The sequence below is a fragment of the Amycolatopsis sp. lyj-23 genome (assembly GCF_046549135.1).
Taxonomy (GTDB): Bacteria; Actinomycetota; Actinomycetes; order Mycobacteriales; family Pseudonocardiaceae; genus Amycolatopsis.
The window spans coordinates 1-21,079 of sequence record NZ_JAJPWN010000017.1 but is presented as its reverse complement, the minus strand read 5'-3'; the positions used below and the strand labels follow the sequence as shown (position 1 = coordinate 21,079).

Annotated in this window: 12 protein-coding genes; 9 read left to right on the top strand and 3 right to left on the bottom strand. The window is 67.6% G+C overall.

Translation table 11 applies throughout. The annotated features are described in order from the left end of the window. Window positions 1-33: 33 nt before the first annotated feature. The gene (locus tag ACLJPY_RS35820; RefSeq protein ID WP_410595427.1) at window positions 34-9,612 is read right to left on the bottom strand and encodes a LamG-like jellyroll fold domain-containing protein; all 9,579 of its coding nucleotides are present in this window, start codon (window positions 9,610-9,612) and stop codon (window positions 34-36) included. A gap of 255 nt (window positions 9,613-9,867) precedes the next feature. Between ACLJPY_RS35820 and ACLJPY_RS35815 the strand changes: the two genes are divergently transcribed. The 4 genes from ACLJPY_RS35815 (at window position 9,868) to ACLJPY_RS35800 (ending at window position 13,116) form a co-directional block, all read left to right on the top strand. Beyond that, a complete protein-coding gene (locus ACLJPY_RS35815) occupies window positions 9,868-10,953 on the top strand; it encodes a S8 family serine peptidase (protein ID WP_410595426.1) in 1,086 nt (361 codons plus the stop codon). Then, window positions 10,950-11,420, top strand: a complete 471-nt coding sequence (locus ACLJPY_RS35810; protein WP_410595425.1) for a hypothetical protein — start codon at window positions 10,950-10,952, stop codon at window positions 11,418-11,420. The genes ACLJPY_RS35815 and ACLJPY_RS35810 overlap by 4 nt, the downstream gene beginning before the upstream one ends. Window positions 11,421-11,532: 112 nt before the next feature. After that, a complete protein-coding gene (locus ACLJPY_RS35805; RefSeq protein WP_410595424.1) occupies window positions 11,533-11,949 on the top strand; it encodes a hypothetical protein in 417 nt (138 codons plus the stop codon). 168 nt (window positions 11,950-12,117) lie between these two features. Then, window positions 12,118-13,116 (top strand): DUF4192 family protein, encoded by a 999-nt coding sequence (locus tag ACLJPY_RS35800; protein ID WP_410595423.1) that lies wholly within the window; start codon window positions 12,118-12,120, stop codon window positions 13,114-13,116. A gap of 475 nt (window positions 13,117-13,591) precedes the next feature. Here ACLJPY_RS35800 and ACLJPY_RS35795 read toward each other — a convergent pair whose 3' ends face one another. Then, the gene (locus tag ACLJPY_RS35795) at window positions 13,592-14,641 is read right to left on the bottom strand and encodes an LD-carboxypeptidase (RefSeq protein ID WP_410595422.1); all 1,050 of its coding nucleotides are present in this window, start codon (window positions 14,639-14,641) and stop codon (window positions 13,592-13,594) included. Window positions 14,642-15,785: 1,144 nt separating this feature from the next. Between ACLJPY_RS35795 and ACLJPY_RS35790 the strand changes: the two genes are divergently transcribed. From ACLJPY_RS35790 to ACLJPY_RS35775, 4 genes are all read left to right on the top strand, one after another. Continuing rightward, window positions 15,786-16,790 carry a DUF932 domain-containing protein gene (locus ACLJPY_RS35790; RefSeq protein WP_410595421.1) on the top strand — a complete coding sequence of 335 codons (1,005 nt, stop codon included), beginning with the start codon at window positions 15,786-15,788 and terminating at the stop codon, window positions 16,788-16,790. A 55-nt stretch (window positions 16,791-16,845) separates the two neighbouring features. Continuing rightward, window positions 16,846-17,526: a hypothetical protein gene (locus ACLJPY_RS35785; RefSeq protein ID WP_410595420.1), complete on the top strand. Its 681-nt coding sequence runs from the start codon at window positions 16,846-16,848 to the stop codon at window positions 17,524-17,526. A gap of 303 nt (window positions 17,527-17,829) precedes the next feature. After that, complete coding sequence (locus tag ACLJPY_RS35780) at window positions 17,830-18,180, top strand: helix-turn-helix domain-containing protein (protein WP_410595419.1); 351 nt, start codon at window positions 17,830-17,832, stop codon at window positions 18,178-18,180. After that, the gene (locus ACLJPY_RS35775; protein ID WP_410595418.1) at window positions 18,177-18,455 is read left to right on the top strand and encodes a hypothetical protein; all 279 of its coding nucleotides are present in this window, start codon (window positions 18,177-18,179) and stop codon (window positions 18,453-18,455) included. Before ACLJPY_RS35780 ends, ACLJPY_RS35775 begins: the two co-directional genes overlap by 4 nt. Before the next feature lie 190 nt (window positions 18,456-18,645). Here ACLJPY_RS35775 and ACLJPY_RS35770 read toward each other — a convergent pair whose 3' ends face one another. Next, window positions 18,646-19,374, bottom strand: coding sequence for a hypothetical protein (locus ACLJPY_RS35770; RefSeq protein WP_410595417.1), 729 nt, complete (start codon window positions 19,372-19,374; stop codon window positions 18,646-18,648). 498 nt (window positions 19,375-19,872) lie between these two features. Between ACLJPY_RS35770 and ACLJPY_RS35765 the strand changes: the two genes are divergently transcribed. Continuing rightward, window positions 19,873-20,379 carry a hypothetical protein gene (locus tag ACLJPY_RS35765; protein WP_410595416.1) on the top strand — a complete coding sequence of 169 codons (507 nt, stop codon included), beginning with the start codon at window positions 19,873-19,875 and terminating at the stop codon, window positions 20,377-20,379. The last annotated feature ends 700 nt before the right edge of the window (window positions 20,380-21,079 follow it).

Genomic DNA, 21,079 nt, shown 5'->3' with positions numbered 1-21,079 from the left:
GTTAGCAACAGTCGGAGCATACCCGGCGGTCCGTCACGCTTCGCCGAAGAGTTCGATCATCTCCGGGACGGTCAGCCTCCGGTAGGTCAGCAGATTCTCCTTCGAGTCGATGTAGTCACGCGACAGGTGGACTCTTTCGGAATATTCGGTGTCGGTAGTGATGTCAATGTTGAACTTCCCTACTTGGAAGTCTGGTTCCGCCTTGAAGGGACGCCCGAGTTGAGTGATGTTCTGATCACCTCTGACCGACGGATCCCTGCCGACGGCCTTTTCCATGTATTTTCCGAAGAATTGCTTCACCCGCCAGTACCGCTGCTTATCGAACGCTCGCTCCATCTGGCGGAATTCGGGCTTGGTCAAGGTTCGCTCGATGTCGTCGATTGTTCCGTCCCGGGCGCGGTCGGCGGCGTCTCTCAAGTTCTGGATGCTCGCTTGATCGTCGTCGCTCAGGTCGCTGATCCGGCCTCCGCCGGCTGTCGGCTCCGAGGACGTCCCGCCCGGCTGGGTGGCGCCTTCAAACGGAGCCTGGTCGGCCGCCGCGGGATTGACCCCGGCCTCGGTTGCGGTGTTCACCGGCTCGTCGGCGGGGCCGCTGTCGTTGGTTTTCGTTCCCGGCTGGCTCGGCGACGTGTTCTGCCCGCTCGGCTTTTCGTTTGTCGGCTTCTCGTTGATGCCGTCTTCGGCAGTCGGCCGGTGCGGCTCGGTGGGCTCCTCACAGCTGTCCGCGGACTCCAGGGCGAGACCACCACCGCCGAACATCATGTCGAGAAGATCGTCGAAGGGGTTGGCCCCGAAAGCGCCGCGGCCGGGGACCAGCGTTCCGTTCTTCCAGACCGGGATCGTGCCTTCGAACTCGTCGTACCCGCCTTTTGCGGGCGCGGGTACCCCAGAGTGCGCGTTACGATACGGCAGGTCATACGGGGTCCAGACTTCGTGACCGTCGCCGTAGCTGTAGCTGAAGGGGTAGGCGGTCGACGACGAGACCGGAGCAGCGGAGGACTTGCCGTTGCCCCGTTGTCTCGGCCGCTGCGGTTTGGGCTTGGGCTTCGGTTTTGCGCGGCTACCGCACGAGCTGTTGCCCGAGGGGTCGAGGTTGTCGAGAGGGTCATCGTCGCCGTAGGCGTAGCCGTTGCGGGTGACCGCCGGCCCTCCGAGTGACAGCTGCGTGTCCTGGCTGGTGAACCCGCCCGACGCCGGGTTGTACCAGCGGGAGGCGGTAGCGACGTAACCGGTCGTCGGGCTGGTCCAGCCTCCCTGGAAGCCCAGGTCGTAGCTGTTTCCCGAGACCGCGGTCGGTTGACCGTAGGGATCGAACGCCGTGGAGCCATCAAGTGAGGTGCCACTGGCGCTGAAGGTGGCCGTGAGATCACCGTGGGCGTTGGTGAACGCGAGCGCTGAGTGGCCACCCCGGCTGACCGACGACAGGTCGCCATCCGGTCCACGGCCGTAGGTGTCGGTGCCGTCGCCGGTGAGCGCGCTGGTCGTGCCGTCGTAGCTGAAGGTGTTGGTTCCGCTGGTCAGCATGCGACCAAGGGAGTCGTAGCTGTAGTTGTTGGTGCCATCGGTGCCTAACTGGCCGAAGGCGTCGTAGGTGTAACCGGTCGTCGTCCCACCTGAGGTCTTCGACGACAGGGTTCCGCGAGCGGTGTAGGTGTAGGTTGTGGGGCCCGCGCTGACCAGTTGGTTGCGTTCGTTGTATGTGGCCGTTGCCGTGCCGGCCTGGGTTCGGTTGCCGGCACCGTCGTAGCCGTAGGTCGTCGTCGTACTGCCGCTGGTGGCCGAAGTCAGGCGCCCGGACTGGTCGTACCCGTAGTTGGTGCTGGCTGCGCCTGCCGTGCCGGTGGTGGTGAGGCTGGTGGTTCGGCCGTCACTGTCGCGCCCGTAGGTGATCGCCGCTTCGCTGGCGCCGCCGGGTGCGATGAGGGTCTGACCGGTCAGCTGGTGCTGGTCGTTGTAGGTGTTGGTTTGGGTGGCGCTTGAGGTGCCGTACCCGATCGAGGTGACTTGCCCGACGGTGTTGTAGCCATAGGTCGCAGTGGCACCGGTCTGGGGGTCGGTGGCGGTGGCCAGTTGTCCGGCGGCGTCGTAGGTGAAGGCCGCGGTGCCCGCGCGGTCGGTACGGGCGGTCAGCTGTCCGTTGCTGTTGTAGCTGAAGCTACTGGTACCGGCGGGACCGGTGCCGGTGAGCACGCTGCCACGGTCATCGTAGGTGAACGTCTCGTTGCCGCTGGGAGCGCCGACGGAGGTGAGGCGGTCGGCGTCGTCGTAGCCGAAGCTGCGATTGGGCGTCGGGGCTTGTGCACCGGTGCCGGTCTCAGCGGTCACCCGGCCCAGCGCGTCGTAGGTGACGGACGTGCCGACTCCACCGGGTAGGGAGACGGCCGTCGCCCGGCCGGCGCCGTCGTAGGTCAGGGTGGATGTGCTGTCGGCGGCGGTGGTGTAGCCGGCGACGTGAGGTGCGATCTTCGACTCGAGCAGCCCGAGGCTGTTGTAGGTGAAGGTGGTGGCGTGGCCGGCCCCGTCGGTGGCGCGGGTGAGATGGCCGGCGGCGTCGTAGCCGTTGCTGGTGGTGATCGTGGATCCGGCGGAGACCGGGTCGACGCGCTGGGTCAGCCGGCCACGGGCGTCGTGGCTGTAGGTGGTCGTCGCGCCGGTCGGGTCGGTGCTGGTGGCGAGGTTGCCCGCCGGGTCGAACGTTGCGGTGGTGGAGGCCAGGGTGTTGCCGGAGGTGTCGAGTTCCGCCGATCCGGTGTGCCGGCCGGCCGGGTCGTAGGTCTTTGTCGTTGCTGTGCCGTCGGGCAGGGTGGTGCGGGTTGCGCGGCCGAGGTCGTCGTAGTCGTAGGTGGTCTTGTGCTGGAGCGGGTCGGTCTCGGAGGTGGTTTCGCCGAGCCGGTTGTACTCGTAGGTCGTCGGTTGCCCGCCGGGCTGGGTGACGATGGTGGGCAGTCCGAGGAAGCGTCCGTTGAGGCCGTAGGTGAGCTGGGTGGTGTAGGCGGCCGTGGTGGGCTGGCGGACGACGTCGGTCGAGGTCAGCTGTTCCCCGGCGGCGTCGTAGGTGGCTTCGTGTCGTGCTCCGGTCGGGTCCGTCGCCGATAAGAGGTCGCCGTCGAGGTCGTGGCTGTACCGCCAGGTCGGGATGGCCTCGCCGGCTGGGGGCAGGCTGGTGCGGGCGAGGTGGCTGAGCTGGTCGTAGGTGTTGGTGGTGACGTGGTTGAGCGGGTCGGTGCTGGTGAGCACGTTGCCGAGGGCGTCGTAGGTCCGGCTGGACGTCGGGGTGAGGCTGGTGGTGGTTCCCGGTGGGGTGTATGCCGGGGAGGAGACGGCCAGGAGTTCGCCGTCGGTGTCGTAGGTGTTGGTGGTGATGTTTCCGTCGGGATCGGAGGTCGCGGTCGGTTCGTCGAAGGTGTCGTAGCCGGTCTGGCTGATCGGCCGGGCCTGGACGGGCGCGCCGCCACCGGCTTCCACGCTGGTGGCGGGCTCGGTTGTCGTGGTGAGTCGGCCGAGTGCGTCGTGGGTGTAGTTGGTGGTGTAGCCCGTCCCGCGCGGGTCCGTCATCGAGGTCGGGACGCCGCGCTGGTCGTAGGTCCACGACGTGACCAGGTCGGCGGCTCCGTTGTGGACGGTCTGGGACGTCTGGTCGCCGAGGGCGTCGTAGGTGTAGTCGGTGTCGTAGGTGGTTGTGCCGTCGACTTCGGACTGTTTGGTGATGTTCCCCGCGGCGTCGTGGGTGTAGTCGACGGTGGTGGAACCGTGACAGCTGCAGCTGTCGGTGAGGCGGAAGAGTTCCTGCAGGCGACCGGCTTCGTCGTGGAAGTAGTAGGTCTGCAGGACGTTGTCTTTCGGGCCCTGATCGATCTCGTTGAGCGCGCCGGCGTGGTCGTAGTCGTAGAACCGGAAGAAGGTCGCCGTGTCCCCCGGGCCGCTGAGGGTGTCCGTGGCCTCTGCGCCGCGGGCGGTGTAGGTGTAGGCGTGCTCCCGCCCCATGGCGTCCGTGTCGACGGCCAGCAGCCCGGCCGGGTCGTAGGAGCGGGAATCGAGGACGAGGTCGGCAGCGGATGAGGGGTTGTTCGGGTCGCCGGTCCAGCTCCGCAGGGTCGTGGTCAGCCGCTGCCGGTTGGCGTTGTAGCTGTAGGCGTAGGTGTTGCCGCTCGGGTCGGTGGTGGTGCTGACGTTGCCGTAGGCGTCGTAGCTGTAGGTGCTGTGGTGGTTGAGCGGATCGGTGCGGCTGTCGAGTTGGTTGTGGCTGTTGTAGGTGTCCACCGTGGCGCGGGCCGCGTCGCCGCCGGTGGTATCCGAGATCGTCGAGGTGAGCGTGTTGCCGTCGGGGTCGTAGGTCAGGGTCGTCTGCCGGGTGTGGACCTTGCCGGTGACGCCGTCGGTGGTCGCCGGGTCGAGCTGGCTGAGTAGCCGGCTGTTGCCGTCGTAGGCGTAGGTGGTGCTGGTGCCGGCCGGGAACGTGTCGGAGAAGTCGGTCTGCCCGGTGCGGCGCCCGAGGTTGTCGTAGGTGTAGGTCGTGCGGGCTCCGCTGGCCAGGACGACCTGAGTGAGGTCACCCGCACTGTCGTAGCTGTAGCTGGTGACGTGGTGCAGCGGGTCGGTCCTGGTGGCGAGAAGTCCGGCCGGTTGCATGCCGCCACGGGTGGCCGGTTCCGTCCCGGCGGTGTAGGTGCTCGCCGTCTGCCCACCGAGCGGATCCGTGACCGTGAGCGGGTCACCATGAGCCGAGTACGTGTAGCCGGTCAGGTAGGTGGTGTCGTTCTGGTCGGCCGAGTTGCCGTTGCGGAACGCAGTCGGCAGGTCGTCGCGCGGATCGGTGCTCGGATAGGTTCCCGCCGGCGGATAGGTGTAGTAGGCGGTGGCGGTGAGGCGGGTGCTCGTGTCACCGGTCGTGCGGGAGAGCACGTTGCCGCGGGCGTCGTGGGTGGTTTGGACGTAGGCGCCGTCCGGGTCGGTGGTCCGGTATCGGAACCCGTTGACGTCGTAGCTGTAGGACGTCGTGTTCCCGAGGCCGTCGGTCGAGGCGATGAGGCGGCCGCCGCCGGCGGGGTCGTAGACCGACTTGAGGGTCGCTGAGCCGGGGTCGGTGACGGTGACTGTCGTGAATGGTGTCGTGCTGGTGGCCGCCGCGTGTGACGCGTCGTACATCGCTTTGATCGTTGCGGCGGTCGGTGGCGCCCAGAAGCCGAAGTTGGTGATGTTGGCGATCGAGCCGGTGAAGTTGCCCTGGGGGTTGGCGGTGGGCGCGGCGGGCCAGGCGCTGTCGATGTAGCCCGCGCCGACGTAGGTGGTGTCGCCGCCGGCGCAGCCGCCGTAGTCCTTGCTCCGGGTGCCGACCGGCACGCCGTCGACGTAGAGCGTCTGGACCGACGGCTCGTTGGTCTCGTCGTAGATCAGCGCGGCAAAGTGCCACTTGCCGTCGGCGACTGGCGCGTTCGAGGCGATCGGTGAGTAGTAGCCGTCCCACTTTTCGCCGTACAGCTTGCCGTCGGTGCCGACGTAGAGCATCGGGTGCGCGTCGGCCGGTGTCCCCGAGGTGCCGGGAGCTTGGGACTGACAGCCGAGCAGGACGCCACCCGGGGTGGAGGTCTTGAACCAGAGGCCGAAGTCGCCATCCACTGCCGGTGGTAGTGCGACCCACGAGCTGGTGCCGTTGAAGCCGGCTGCAGTGTCCGTGGCGCCGGCGATCATGCCGGGCTGCCCGAGGGTGACGTTGTGGTAGGTGGCGTTGCCTTCCGAACCGATCGGGTCGTATCCGTCGCCGTGGGCGTTGCCTGCGGTCATCAGGTTCGCCGCCTGGGTGCCGGACGACTCCCCCAGCGACCAGTGGTTGCGTGGGAGCACGCTCAGGACGGCGCCGCGGTATTGAGCGCTGGAACCCGATGAGGACGGGGTGCCGATGGTCCAGCTGCCGCCGTCGGCGTCGGTGACCCGGGTGGCGCGGTCGACGATGTTGTCGTACTGGATCTGCGCGGCCGTCTTCCCGTTCGGGCTGGTGATCGACGTCAGCTCCGCCGCGGCGGCGGCGCCTGCCGCGTGCTGCTGCGCGATCGCCGGCGCGCCGAGCGCGTGCGTGTAGAACGCGACCTCGGCGACGTTGCCGGTGAAGTGGCTCCAGCCGGCAGCCGGTCCGTTGATCCAGGCGTTGGTGTTCACGTAGCCGGCGCCGACGAAGTCCTCGGGATCGTAGTTGCCCAGCTGCCCGGTCTTGGTGCCGACGAGGGCGCCGTCCAGGTACAGCGACTGAGTCGTGCCCTGACCGGTCAGGGTTGCCTGGTGCCAGGCTCCGTCATTGACCTTCCCGGCCGAAACGGTCGGGGCGACGGCGCCGGTCCAGAACTGGCCGTAGAGTTTGCCGTCGGTGCCGACGTAGAGCATCGGCATCGAGCCGGAGCTCGGGTTGGCGCTGCCGATGGGGCTGTGCCCGGTGGACAGCAGCACCCCGGCTGCGCCGTTGACGGGGGTCTGGAACCACAGCTGGATCGACAGGAAGGTCGCGGAGGCGACCAGGTTGTCCGGCAGCCGGATCGAGGCGTTGCCGCCGAATGCTGTCGAGCTGTCCGGTGACCCCGGGTGCGGTGTGGACGTGCTCGAGGAGGTGGCGGTCGAGGTGCCGTTGAGGGTGCCGAGGTTCGGAGTGACCTCGTCGACCGCGGTGGTGGCGGTCGAGGACTGGTTGAGCCGCCAGTAGGCGTAGGGCTGGGCGTCGAGGACCGTGGAGCGGTAGTGCGAGCCGGCGCTGCTGCCGCTGGTGTAGCCGTAGGTCGTGCACTGGGTCGTCGAGGTCGGCGGGCAGACCTTGGTGAGGGTGTCGCCGGCGTAGCTGTAGGTCCATGTCAGGGGTGTGCCTCCGGTGGTGACCGGGTCGGTGCTCACCTGGCTGACGTGTGTACCGCTCCAGGTGAGGTGCAGGGAGCGGTTGCCGGCGGTGTTGGTGATCGTGCTGAGTGCGCCGCCGGTGCCGTAGGTCAGGGTTTCGGTCCGGCCGTCGGCGTCTGTGACGGTGGTGAGCTGCCAGTTCGTGCCGGCCTGGCGGCCGAAGGTGTAGGTGGTACCGCCGCGGTCGGTGAGGGTGTAGCCGCCAGCGAAAACGGGGCTGAAGGTGGCGTAGGTGCCTTGCGGTGGCGCGAAGGAGGTGCCGTCGGGGTTGAGGCCGAAGCGCAGGGTCCGGCCGTCCGGGTAGGTCACCACCACGTTGCCGGAGCCGTCGTTGTCGGGCGTCGCGACCATGTCGTAGGCGGTGGACCAGCCGCTGCCGAACAGGCTGGTCGTTCTGGGGTCGAGCGAGTTGTACGACCGGGTGATCCTCAGTGCCGGCCCGGCGACGGCGACGCTCGCGTCCGTGGCGGTGCTCGTGTAGTCACCGACGCCGGCGTCGAAACCGCGGCCGGTTCCGGCGGTGGCCGCGGTTCCGAGGTGGGAGGTGATCAGCGGCTGTGGCACAGCTGTCGAGAAGTACGCGGGCACCGACGGTGCACTCTCGCCGAGGTGGTCGCCGACCTTGACCGTCCAGGAATAGGACTGGTTCCACGCCAGCTTGTTCGCGGGGACACTCCAGTTGGGCGTCGGCGCCCAGCCGGATTCGGCCAAGGTCGTCGGCGTCGTGCTTCCCGCGGCCGGCGGCCCGTAGACGACGAAGTCGTAGTCCAGTCCGCTCGCCGGGTAGTTGTCCGGGTCGTGCCCGGTCGCCATCAGCTGAGGGGTGAGTGAGCCGACGACCACATTGGACGGGGGGTTGGCTGAGTCGATTTGCGGTGGGGTGTTGGCCGAGTTGATCAAGCTGCATGTGGACGTCGGTACCCCGTAGCCGGCGTTGAACGAGGTAGTTCCGTCCTGCATGTCCCAGCACAGGTAGTACTGGCCTGGTGTAACCGCACCGATGGCCGCATTGACGGTGACCGTTCCGTTGGGGCCGACCGACTGCGGTAGCGACGTCTTGGGCGCGGTCACCGACACGCGCTGCCAGCCGGTGGTGTAGAGCTGGTAGGACAGCGTGGTGCCCGGCGATGTCCAGGTCCCGGTACCGCGGTTGGTCATCGTGACCTGCTGGGAACCGGCGGCCGTTCCGGTCGGCTGGACGTAGCTGTTGGCTACCTGGTAGTCCGCGCCGTAGGGACTATAGGTGATGGACAGGTACGGCGGATAAGGCGAATTGACGCTGTCGAACCGTTTCCAGCCATAGGTGTCGCTGCCACTGGCGTACAGAGCGAGACCGAGGTTCCCACCTCCATGGGCCCAGCTCTCGACGAGCTGGGTGCCCGCGGCCGACGGGTTGTCGCCGAGGTCGATCGACTGCCACACCGGGCCACCACAACTGGTGCCGCCCGCGAAACTGTTGCTCCCGATCACTCCGCCGTAGGACAGGCCGGGGTACTGGTTGATCGATGACACCGACCAGCCGCTGGTGATCGGTGCAACGTAGACCGGGCGAGGCGAGCAGGAGTATGACCAGATCTCGTCCAGGTCCAGCGTGACGGCCTCGATGTAGTTGTTCCCGAGCGCCGCACCGACGTTGAAGTTCAGGTAGGAGTTGGCAACGTTGTTCCCACCGTTGAACGTCCCGACCTTCAGTTCGGCGTCGCTGCTGTAGTTGTTCTTGTACGGGCTCATCACGTACGTCGAGGACGCCGTGTTCAGGTTGGACACCGACGGATCGACCGAGACCGGGAAAACGCGAGCAGGGTCTTGCAGCCACGCAGGGTCCAGGCTCACCCGCAGCACCTGCTGCCCGTTGACGGTGTCGAGGGCGTAGGCGACGCCTGTGGACATTGCGCCGTCACCAGAACGTGGATCGACCTTGGCGTCTTCCATGAACCCGTTGGTGATCGTGTCGACCACCCGGCCCGCCGCATCGGAGAACTCGACACTGCGACCGTCAGCACCGAGCTTCGCTGTGACGCCGGTCAGGTGCAGCGGGAAACTCCAGCTGGTCGGCGCGGTCGCGTCATGCAGAACAAGGGTTTCCTTGGCACCGACTGCGGTCGCCTGGTACTTGAGGTCCGCGTGCGGCCGGACCGACGGATACGTGATCGCACTGCCAGCCGGCTGACCGGCGGCAGGTGCCGAATCCTGGAGCGAGAACCCGATCGATGCCCCACCGGTCAGTGGCACGGAGACTAGCTGCGGCGCGTCGGCCGTCATCGCGAAGGTGACGCCCGATGAGTTCGCTTTCTCGTGCCAGGCACCGTCACCGCCGCGGATCAGAGTGGCGTCGATGTCGTTCCAGGCGCCCGTGGCTGTCCGGTAATGCACCGGCGTGCTGTAAACCCGGGCAGTGAAGCTGCCGTCATCGTTGGCGAAGACTTTTGTCGTTGGCGTTCGACCGGAGACAACTTCCGACGTCGGCCTGGGCTTCCGGTCCGGAGTGCGCGCGCCTGCGTCCCCCGCTGTAGGCACCGTTCGTTCGGAGTCCGACAGCTGCGGGGTCACAACAGGCAGTTTCGGACCGGCCTCCGGGGCTCCTGGAGCGACTCCGGGCGCATGGCCTTTTTGCTTCGCGGACAGCGCAGAAGGGGCCTGATGCGACTTGCCGACCGCGGTGCCAGAAGGCTGCTGTGGCGTCGACACGCTCGCCGAGGCGATGCCCGTTTGTTCAGCGAGCCCGACGATCAGCACCGCGGCAAGAAACCAACTAACAGCTCTCTGAGTGGTTCCGGAAAATCGCACACGCCAGCTGGCCACGCCCACCACGTCCCCCAGAAATCGGGCGCACTCCCCCTCCGGAGGCGCAGCAGGGCAACAATCAGGCACATGGGATCACAAAGTCAATATGCGGAACCGGCTTGTCCCGAAAGATCCGATTTGGACTAGTCCATTGAGGTACGCGAACGGTTATGCTGCGAACCGCTCGAAGTGGGAGGGTCTTCAGTGGTGCGAAAAAAGGTGTTCTTTGTCTTGTTTGTCGGGATGGCGTTCATCCTCGCGACGCCTGCATGGGCGGCCGACGAGCGCCAAGCCGAATGGCCGCTCGATGCCCAGCACTTCCGCGCCGAACAGGCATGGACGACGGCCCGGGGCCACGGGACCACGATCGCGGTCCTCGACAGCGGCTGCCAGGCTGATCACCCGGACCTGGCCGGGCAGGTCCTGACGGGCACCGGCTTCGTCGGCGTTGCCGGCGACACCGGCCAGTCAGACCGTTCGCAGGACTCGCACGGAACCTCGATCGCCGCGATCATCGCCGGGTCCGGAAAGAACAACGCAGGAACCGGGGTGATCGGCCTGGCCCCGGATGCCAGGATCCTGCCCGTACGAGTCACGGTCGACGGCGAAACACAACCGGTCTCCCTCGCCGAAGGCATCATCTACGCCGTCGACCACGGCGCCCGAATCATCACCATTTCCGCATCAACCTCAGTACCCGACCCGAACCTACGATCCTCCGTCGAGCACGCAATCGAACGCGGAGTCCTCGTCATCGCGGCCACTGGAAACAGCGGGCGCGACGGAAACCCTCCGTCCTATCCAGCTTACTTCCCCGGCGTTGTCGCCGTCACCGGAGTCGACTCCAGCAACAAATTCTGGCCAGAAAGCCAATCAGGTCCACAAGCGACACTGGCAGCACCGGCCACGGACATCATGTCCGCGAACAACCACGGCGGATACCTCCGCGGAGATGGCACCAGCTACGCCGCGCCCTACGTCGCGGCGGCCGCCGCGCTGGTCTGGTCGAAATGGCCCGACCTACCGGCAGGTCGCGTGATCCGACAACTAATCGACACAGCCGATCGACACGGCGACGCCGCCCACGACGACCAGTACGGATTCGGCATCGTAAACCCAGTGAAGGCCTTGACCACGTCACTCACCACGGCCACCGGCTTTCCAGCCGTCACAAACGACACCAGCACCTCGCGATGGCCCTGGACGGCGACCGTTATCACCATCACCGTGTCGGCGATGGTGATCGGCTGGCTGCTGCGGCGGAGAGCTGTCAACGGAAAGGGAAAATCGTGAAGCGACTGCACTGGGCCATTCCCGGCGCGCTCGCGGCCGCCGCCGGGGTTGCTGCCGCCGTACTTCTCTGGCCCGACGAGCCAACTCCGCAGCCAATCGCCTACGCCAACATCTCACGCAACGCTCGCATCTGCATCGCCAGCACCGCTGCGGGCGAGACGCCAGAGATCTGGCGAGCAATCCAGGCAGAGACCAACCACGAGCCGATAAACGCCCAACACCTCATCGCCCCGAACCAGCAGCCCGACGCGATCGCGCCCTTCCTCAACGGGGTACTCGCCCTCCGCTGCCGCCTGATCGTCGCAACAGGCAGCGACATGCACGACGCAGTCACCGCTGCCGCCAAGTCTCATCCGGATCAGGCGTTCGCATCCGACGATAAGTCGATCACGCTGCCGAACGTACGGCACGTGGCATCGGCTACCGACGCCGTTCAACTCGTTCGCGATGTGACAAACGGTCGCTGACCGAACTTCCCCGCAGACACGCTACTATCGCGGACAAATTCGTCAACGCGCCATCATCGACCGGCCGATGCCGCCAGCAGCCTCGGGTGCAACCGGCCCGCTATGAACCTCAATGGCCAGTGGCAGCGCCACGCAGGCAGATGACGACGACCTACGAGCCGTACCCGAGACGCACCATGTCGCGCAACGGCTATTCCACTGGTGGCGGCATCTAGACGATGCCGGCGGACTCGCCGATCAGGCGCTTGACGTCGCCGAACCCGCGTCTACCCACGCGATGGTCGCGGTCGAGGCCGGCCAGCGCAGCAGTACCCGGCACGCCGCACGCCTGACGGACAAGCTCGGCCGCCCCGTCCCCGGGCCGCTGTTTTCCGGCGCGTCCGCCGGGTGCCACCAGCTGATCCAAGACGGCATGGCCCGCCTGGTCACCTTCGTCGACGACGTCCTCGCGGTGATCGAGAAGTCAGCGGAGGAGATGGACCCGGGACTGGAGGCGGCTACCCCGGTGGACGAGACCGATCGACGTTAGCGCACGCCCCGACGGCAGCCCGCACCCCGCGCAGGCCCGGTGACCTCGGGCAGCGTCAGGGGCCGCTGTCGGGCGCGCGCTCAAGTCGGAGGGGCTCAGACCCCCGTGGGCCGCCACCGCCTACCCCGGCCCATACGCCGGGGAGGCCGATCCCAGGAGCGCCGACACGTGACCCAGTACCTCACCCCCGGGGAACTGATCGGATCCCTGCCCGACACCCGCGCCGATACCCTGCACGTCATCGCGCTGCCTCGAACCCCGGACAGCACATCGGCGGGGCGGCTGATCTCGCCGACCGGCGCGAGCGTGCCCGCCACCGGGGTTCGCGGCATGACCACCCGAGAGCTGGCCGACCACGTCCGCAACGCCCTGCCGACCAACCGCAGCTGCGATTTGGTCGTCGTCATGATCGCCGAGGAACGTACCCACCGGTGGCTACCGCTGCGGGCCGCGATCGCCGCACTCGAGAACGACTTCCGCCCCGCCGGACACATGATCCTCGGCCGCTACTGGGCCCCGCACACCCGCCCCGGCGCCCCCTGGCGCGACTACCGCCGCCCCACCCACCTCGGCACCGTCATCGCCCCACCTGCCGACCTCGACTTCGCCGCGCCCGTCCAGCTCGGCGGAGACGCCCCGACACCGACCTGGGGCCTGCCCTTCACCGACACCGGCGAAACTCTGCCGGCCCATGTCGGCCGCTTCGCCCGCCGGATCGTGCCGCTCCTGGTGCGGCGCGGGGACGAAGCCAACCAGATCGTCGCCCACGCCATCGTCCAGGCTGGCCGCGGTGAACTCGTCGACGACACCGCCGCCTTCGCCGCCGTGACCGCGCTGGCCTACAATACCGTCTACGGACCGATGTTCCTGCCGCCGAACGAGCACGACCCGCAGCGGATCGAGCAGCTGTGGATGGCCCTCTACCGCGGCAGCACCGAGCATGCGGCTCGTGCCCGGCTGGCCACGCTGATCGCGGCCAGCGCCGTCCGCCGGGGCGACCGCCACCTCACCGCCTCCGCCCTCGCCCACGCCCACGGAGCGCCGGGCGCAGCCACCGTCGGGCTGCTGTTCCAGCAGCACGCCAGCACCGAAGTCGTCGAGCAGCAACTGGACCAGACCGCCGGCCACATCGGTGCCATGCCCTGGATCAGCGCGAAGCGCGGGTAGCCCCACGTCGCCAGCAAACCAGCTCGGGCGCAGCGTCCCGGGCCTTGTCGCGCTCCGGGACGCTGCGGGCCGCCTGTCACGGAGGCCACATCGTGCATCACGTGAGCCAATGGTCCGAAGGCATCGGTTCCTGGGCCGCCATCGAACTCGTCCGCCGCGAACTCCCCCAAGAGCCGATCACCCGGCTTTCGCGGACGTACTGATCGAGGACTGCCGCCGAGGCGAAGGGGCAGGGCTGCTGGGCGAGGTCGCCGCGATCGAGACCACCATGGCGGCCGCGGCTCAGAAACTCGATGCCATGCGCGCCGCACGCAGTGGGACTGTGCTGCTCGGCATGCCCGAGGTCCGATCCTCCATCGGGCGATCGAGCATCAACTGACCGCCGCGAAGGGTCTTCCCGGGCGACGCGAGCGGGTAGTGGGCAAGCCCTCGGTTCTGTGTATGGCAGCGCCGTTGTTCGGGCGCCGGAGTCTGGTCACGCGTAGTCGGCAAAGATCCGACGTTCGGTGCTGTCGACGGTGATGGTTCCGCCGTGCGGGAGTATCCATTGCGGCCTGGTGTGACCGAAAGGAATACCGACGCAGACGACCGCCTCCGGACTATAACGGCTCACCACCTCGACAACCGCATCGCGTTGTTCGGCCCGCAGTCGTGACCGGCCCTGGGCAGACGGCCGGTGGGTGAAATCGGACACCGGCGGCCGGGCAACCAGGACCGCCTCCACCGCGCCGAGGATTCCGCGTTCGCCGAGCGAGCGGACGATCCATCCGACCTTGCGCGCCGGCAGGAGTTCCTCGGAGGTTTCGATGACGAGCACGCCACCGTGAAGGACTTCCGACGGGAACGAGAACCTCCCCGCGGTGAGGATCCACTCGATCACCTCCAGGCACCCGCCCCAGGTGCGGCCGGTCACCGATCGGGCCGGCCCGTGCCAACTCCAGGGCTCCGTCGCCTCGCGTTCACCGAAGGAGTCCAGGGCGCGAGGGTCGGCCCAGTCGACGCCGACGTCCTCGGACTCGCCCGGATCGGTGATCTCCAGTCGCTCACCGGTCAGCAGGGCCGCGCGCAGCGACTGGGCGTGGATGTCGTCCACAGCCGGTCCGGGACCGAGGTGGACCTGGGACGAGCCGCCGTAGAAGCTCGCGATGCCGTTTGCCCAGAGCCAGTGGTGCAGGTTGGTGTTGTCACTGGTCCCCAGGAACGGCTTGGGGTCCGCCCGGGCGAGGTCGGCGACCAGGTGCGGAATCACCGTGATCTGATCCTCGCCGCCGACGACGGCGAGGATCCCGCGGATCTGCGGGTCCGTGAAGGCGGCATTGATGTCCGCGGCACGCGCCGCGGGTGTCGCCGCGACGTCCCGCGTCGTCGGGTACTCCACCGGGATGAGACCAGTTACGTCATTGAGCCGACGCATCGCCCGCTCATGCACCTCAGGAAAGGCGCCGGCAGCTGCGAACGAGGGCGAGAGAACCGCGATGCGATCTCCCGGTCGGGCCTTCGGAGGATGGACAAGAGCACGTGCCATGCTGAAGCATCCCAACACGTCCCCAGCGGATGCGCATTCCCTTTTGTCGGCCGACCGCGGGGACCCCGGACGCCACCCCGACATCCCGCCATCGGTGCGTCTCCAGTGAAGCGCAGCGCGGGTACGACACGCCCGGCCGCCACGGCTCTCCAAGATCCCGGTGTAACTCTCTGTCATCGACATTCCTTGTGTCGCGTCGTGACCGGCTGCAAGATCATTTCGGTTAAGCAGGCGTGTTCGTGCTTGCACGGCGTGCCGTAGGGACGGCCGTTTTCGCCGAGTTCGAGCGCTCGGAGCTAGAAATGCTCGTGGAACTCGCGTCACTCGTCTTCGGTGGATTCGGTATTCGGCCTCGAGCCGTGCCGCCCGGCGATTGTCCAGAAACGCCCAGTAGCTGCGGATCAGATCGTCTTGGAAGAACGCTCGCCAGCGTGGTCGCAGAGCCCGGCCAGGCCCAGCATCAGGAGCCACTGGACGGTGCGGTAGTTGATCACTTCTGAGCTGGCGCACCATATTCACGCTGGAACAGGTGGGAACTTCGGGACCGGTTGAGCGCGCGTGACGATCGTAGCGGGCGATCAAGGGAATGCGGCCGCCGTGCTCGCGGCGTAGCCGGATGATGGCTGTGGCCAGAACACCGGCCAGTTCCGGGCTGACTAGCACCGCCACCCACGGGGATACGGCGATCCTCAAACACCGCCACCACGGCCAGACCCACCCGCTGCCGCTGCCCGATCTGTTTACCGCCTGCGCGGTCGCGGTTGCCCTCACCGAGCTGGGTATCGACCACGACCCGTGCCTGCTCAGCTCCGCGAACGACCCGAAGATCGCCGGCGCCGCTTCCAGGTGGGATGCCCTGCAACGGCAGGAGTCGGGCCGAGTGACGTCTCGGCCGGTCCCACGCTCCCCCGGCAGATCGGCGGTTCCGGGGTGCGAGCGTTCGGCCGTCGCGGTGTGACCGGGCCGAGGGAACCAGGCCCGCGCCGGCGGTGCACGACCGCCAGCCCTTCATCGCAGGCTCCGCTCCGCGGTGCGGGGCCTGTGCACCGCCGGCGCTCGGCCTGGTGATCCGTGGCCGTCCACCCGCGAGCCCGCCGCCCCTGAGCAGCAGGCAAGCGCCGGCTACGAACAGAGGACTCTGACTGTGTCGAAGGAAACCAGCACCTGGCTCAACACCAACGTCCTCATCGGATTCACCGACAAACGCGGCCGCGCCTGGCACTACCGCGCCGACCACCAAGGCACCGAGCCGAATCACTACCCCGGCCCGATTCCCATCACCGACGTCAAACGACGACTGTTCGGCTGGACCGCCGAGCCGGCCCGGGTGTTCGTCGAAGACCGCTTCGGGCTCCGCCTCGCCGAACACCACTTGGGCGTCACCACCTCCGACACCGGCGCCCTTCTCGCCATCCACACCGACGAGTACGGCATCCACCAGTACGGCACCTGGCTGCTGGACAACGTCGCCGCCCTGCTCGACGACGGCCTCGCCATCGGCTCCGCCGGGCTGCTGCGCGAACGCAAGCAAGCGTGGGTCAGCGTCGAAGTCCCCGACAACATCACCACCCCCGACGGGGTGGAGTTTCGGCCCAACCTGCTCGCCTGCTCCAGCCACGACGCCAGCCTCAAGTCCCGCTACAAGCGCGTCGTCACCAACGTCGTGTGCGACAACACCATGAACATCGGCCTGCGCGAAGACGGCCAGGAAGTCGCCGTCGTCCACAAGCGCAACAGCGCGCTGCAGCTGCTCTCCGCCCGCGACGCCCTGCACATCGTGCACACCGTCGCCGACGACTTCGCCGCCGAAGTCAAGAAACTCTGCCAGACCACCGTCACCGACCGGGCCTGGAAAGCCTTCCTCGACGCCCACACCCCCATCCCCGAGCAACCGGGGCGGGGACGCACCAACGCCGCCAACAAACGCTCCGCACTGACGCGGCTGTGGACCAGCGACAGCCGCGTCAGCCCGTGGAAGAACACCGGATGGGGTGTGGTGCAGGCGGTCAACACGCACCTGAACCACGAGGCCGTCATCCGCGGTGCCGGCCGCGCCGAACGGAACATGACCCGGGTGATGACCGGGGAACTGGGCAAGCACGACCGCACCGCCGCCGCGACCCTGCACAAGGTCCTCGCCGCCCTCTGAGCACGCTCCGGTCCCCGCCCTCGCCCGCTGTTCCGGCTCACGAAAGGACCGTGCCATGCGCACCAGCACCATCCCGCCGATGACGTGCGGCACCGACGGCTGCACGAACACTAGCCACGGAATCTCGATCGCGGTGTCGCGCCCGAGTATCTACCGCTGCCACGACTGCATCGCCTGCCTGGACGCCCTCGCCCCTCGCTGGATCCCCGGGTTCACCGACGAGCGTGCCTACACCGACCGCAACACCGAACTCGGGCACCTGAACGCGACAGCACTGCGGGAACAGGCCGCGCCGATGCTGGCCGCGATCAGTGAGACGCGGGAGGCGTTCACGATGCTGGCCGACCTCGTCGGTCCGGCGCTGGCTCGCGACGCGGTCACCGCGATCGTCATTGCCGGCGACCACGTCATCGACTGCTCTATCACCAACTGGTGGGCCGCCTACCGCTACCCCGAGCACCACCCGCGCACCGCACCGGCCCGCGCGGCTTACCGGTTCGATCACGTCTGGACGGTGCGCGTCGACGGCCGCGCCGTCGGAACCGTCCGCCGCGTCACCGCCGGCGTGCTCGACCGCTACGAACCCCGCGACCTCAGCGGATCCGTGCTACGTACCGACCTGCCCGACGACGAGCAGCCCCGCTACGACTCCGTCCACGCCGCCACCGACGCCCTCATCGCATGGACGGCCGATCGCGAGCCCGCACCCGACGCCGCGGCTCCCGGCCACCCGTGACCTCGCGGTGTCGTGCGGCCTCAATCACGCAACCAGGTCCCGCGACACCGGTCAAGGCCACTTCGACACATCAGCGTCCGGTCGCAGGCACGGGGCCTTGACCGGCGCCACGACGGGACCTGGGTGACCGCGGTCGTCCGCACACCACCCCACGCGAGGCCACCTGAATGAACCGGGAATCCCCGAGCGGCACGCCTTCCCCCGGGCGAGCCGGCTCCCGGTTCGGGGCTGGCCGGGCCAGCGCACGCGCCGCGCTGCCCGGCCAGCCCCCTCGCCTCGCCACCTGCCGCCGGAGGTCCGAGCATGTCCCAGCCAGCCACCCTGACCGCCACCGAACGGGAAGTCCTCGACGACGTCGCCCGCGGCCTGAGCAACATCCAGATCGCGCTCAAGCAGTTCCGGTCACACGAAACCATCCGCACCCACGTGAAGCACATCCTCGCCAAGCTGAAGGCCCGCAACCGCGCGCACGCCGTCGCTATCGCCCACGACATCGGCATCTTCCGGTGCCCGCTACCGCACCTGCCGACGACGCAGGAAATACCGCGGCGGGTGTCGCCTCAGGGCCGCGCGAGGTGCGAACCCGGGAAGCCGGGCCGGGCGGCGTCCGCACCTGCTCGTCGCGGCGTCCGCCACAGGCGAGGGCCGCGATGACCGAGCCGGCACTGTTCTCGCTCGAGAACCAGCGCGGGAGCCGTCCGCTCGACGTGGTGTCCTGGGGTGCCGGTGTCGAAAGCTCCGCCTACCTCACCGAAATCCTCACCAACCCGAACCGTCACGACGTCGACCCCCAGAATCTGGTCCTGCTGAGGTCGGCGGCTTGCGGATCAGAACTCGTCCTCGTCGGTTTCGTCGGGTGTCATCGGCCGGACGATGGTGGATTCGTGCTCCCCAATCACAATCATCCCGGTCTCGGCGTCGGTCGGTGACGTTGCACTCACCACGACGCTCGGGCAGGAGGGTTAGCCGTCGTCCTCTCGCCAGAGTCAAGCTCGCCAACATGCCGGAAAAAGGAGCCGAGAACCAGCGGCTCCGCGGCAGGTCAACATTCGGCTCTCGAACCCAGCGACTTAGCCAGGCGCTCTTTTGCCGTTGTTCACCGACCGCGAGCGAAAACCGCTAATCGGGCGCCGGTATCGCGGATCCCACATCGGGGCGCTGGAGCATGAGGAGCACGGTAGCGTAGACCCGTTGCACGTGTACGAGGAACGCGTGGAAATCGGCGACTTCGGTGGAATGTTCATCAGGCGCGTGCAGTAGCGCGAACAGGAACAGGCGCATCGAGTGCAGCAGATACGTGGGCGGGGCATGGTAGTTCGCCTGGTCGACGGTTGTGGGGCGGCCCGGCCAGTCGTAGGCCATCGCATCCCACATTTCATGATCGACGGCCACCGTCTTTAGTGCGCGCTCGATTCTGCGGCACGTCATCTTCAAGACGACCGACGCGTTCTCAGGATCGGGTTCAGCAGCCGCGAACAGCACGTCGATCTCATGCAAGGTTCCCATGGCATGCCTGGCCAGAAAAACAAGCCGCTCCAACGGCGTGGCCCCGTCCAGAACTTCGACGACTTCTATCGGAGACTCGTGAGGGATTGCACCCTGCCTGCCTATCCACGACACAAAAGCCTCGATCTTGAGTTGCTCCAGACGCTCTTCGGATAGCCCGTCCTTACCCGCATTCTGAGCCCCTGTTTTTCCTACTCCCATGGCGCGGCCGATGGCCTCCCACGTCAGGCCGCGTGCCCGCGCCTCGGCTAGAAGATCCTTCTGGACGACGCTCATGATCGCTTCCAGGTCTTTCGCGGCACGGATGTAGCGCAGTACCGGGTCCGTATCGGACGCCTCCATGCCAGGAGGATTCATACCACTACCGAAGGTCCGAACCAGTTGGCCGATCGCACGCCGAGCCTCGAACACGGTGGCGTCGGTCGAAAATGGCCACGCGTCCGATGTGCAGGGGTTGCCCTTCCAATCAAAAGGGTTCTGCCATTCATTCGCCCGCGCCACCTTAGAGGTATCCGCGGGTCTCCGTGAGCCCTTCGGTCAACTGCGAGTGGATCGGGCCATGTCAAGTGGAACCGGTCCACTCGCAGTGGACGCGAGGTAGTGGCCTACGGCCGCGCGCCGTGCTCCCATGAGCGGCATGGCATCCAGCACCTTGAGCCTCGCACTGGCCTTACTGGCCACCACAGCCCTGGCCGCTCGGGCAACGGCCCCCATAGTCCGGGAAATACGTATCTGCCTTCTCTTGTGGCTCGCACTACGAGGGACGCGCCCCAACCAACGCCCTGAGGTCATCAAGGCTCTTCCGCCGCTAGACCATCGCCCTCCGCCCGCAGCTGCAGCATGCCGGCAGCCAACCTCCAGAGCAAGGTGATCCGGCACGTGCGGTGGAAGCCCTGCCTACCGAATACCGCGCTCTGTTTCAACCCGCGCAGCAAGATGTTCGGCAGGTTCGGCCTGCATGAGCGCCTCGTCGAGCACCACGTCGGCGCCGTCCTTGCGGAGTTCGAGCACCGCCTTGAATGCGCACGGTGGACGGTCTACGACATCCGCCGTCTGTTCTTCGCCCGCGGCAATGACCTAGCCCGTGAAGGTCCCGCGTGGCGGTCCACTCGGGCCCGATTCACCGGGACTCGCGCGGCCGATGGCCAGTGGCTGCGCCACCACGCCGGGGAGCCTACCGACCGTGACGCGCGAGTGTGGCTACGCGGACAAGCGCCGTCGTCGACCTATCCTCGGGTCGAACACTTCATCGGAGCGACGCTGGAGGGAACATCGGACAAGCAACGTCGTTCCTTCGACAAGCAGTGGAGCGCCGTCACTGGCGGCAAGCTCTTCGACCTCGCCTGATCACCGGTCTCATCCAGCCAGGGTCCCGGCGCAGAACACCCACGGCGCCCGCTGCGGGGCCAAGACCGCGCGGCCACCGCCCGGACCCCGGTTCGGGGTAGCCGGGTCAGCGCACACGCCGCGCATCCAGGCCGGCCTTCCTCCATCACCACCTGTCCTCGGAGGTCCGACCACGTCCCACTCAGCCGAACTGGAAAAGCCATCGTGCCGACGCAGCTCCGCCTCGATGGCCACCGACCGCTCCGCCGCAGGCCGGCCCACGCCGGGAGCACGGCGAAGTCCGACGCGCGCCACCCGGCCAGCGCGCCGATGGCCAGGCCCTGCCGCTCGTCATTGATCCCGCCGATCTCGGCACCGACGCCGCTGACGCTGAACTCCCGGCCCGGGCGCCGGCGGATACGGCACTGCTGTCCGCCGCCGACGCGTGGACGGCCGTCGAGTGCCTGACCACGTCGACCACCTGGCTCTGTGGCTGATCCCGCTCGTCGGGCCAGCCGCTGGTCCGAACGTGAGCAGCGGATCCTGCGTGCTCAGCCCGTAAGGCCAATAGCAGCTTCAGCGGCGCGACGACGGCGGCGATCAGGATCCCGGCGGTACGCACCTGACCGCCGACGACCAAGCCGACGCCGATGGCACCGAGGACAGCCATGCCGATCCCAGAGCAGTAGAAGCCCAGCGGCAGCGGGTTGGCGTATGGCCG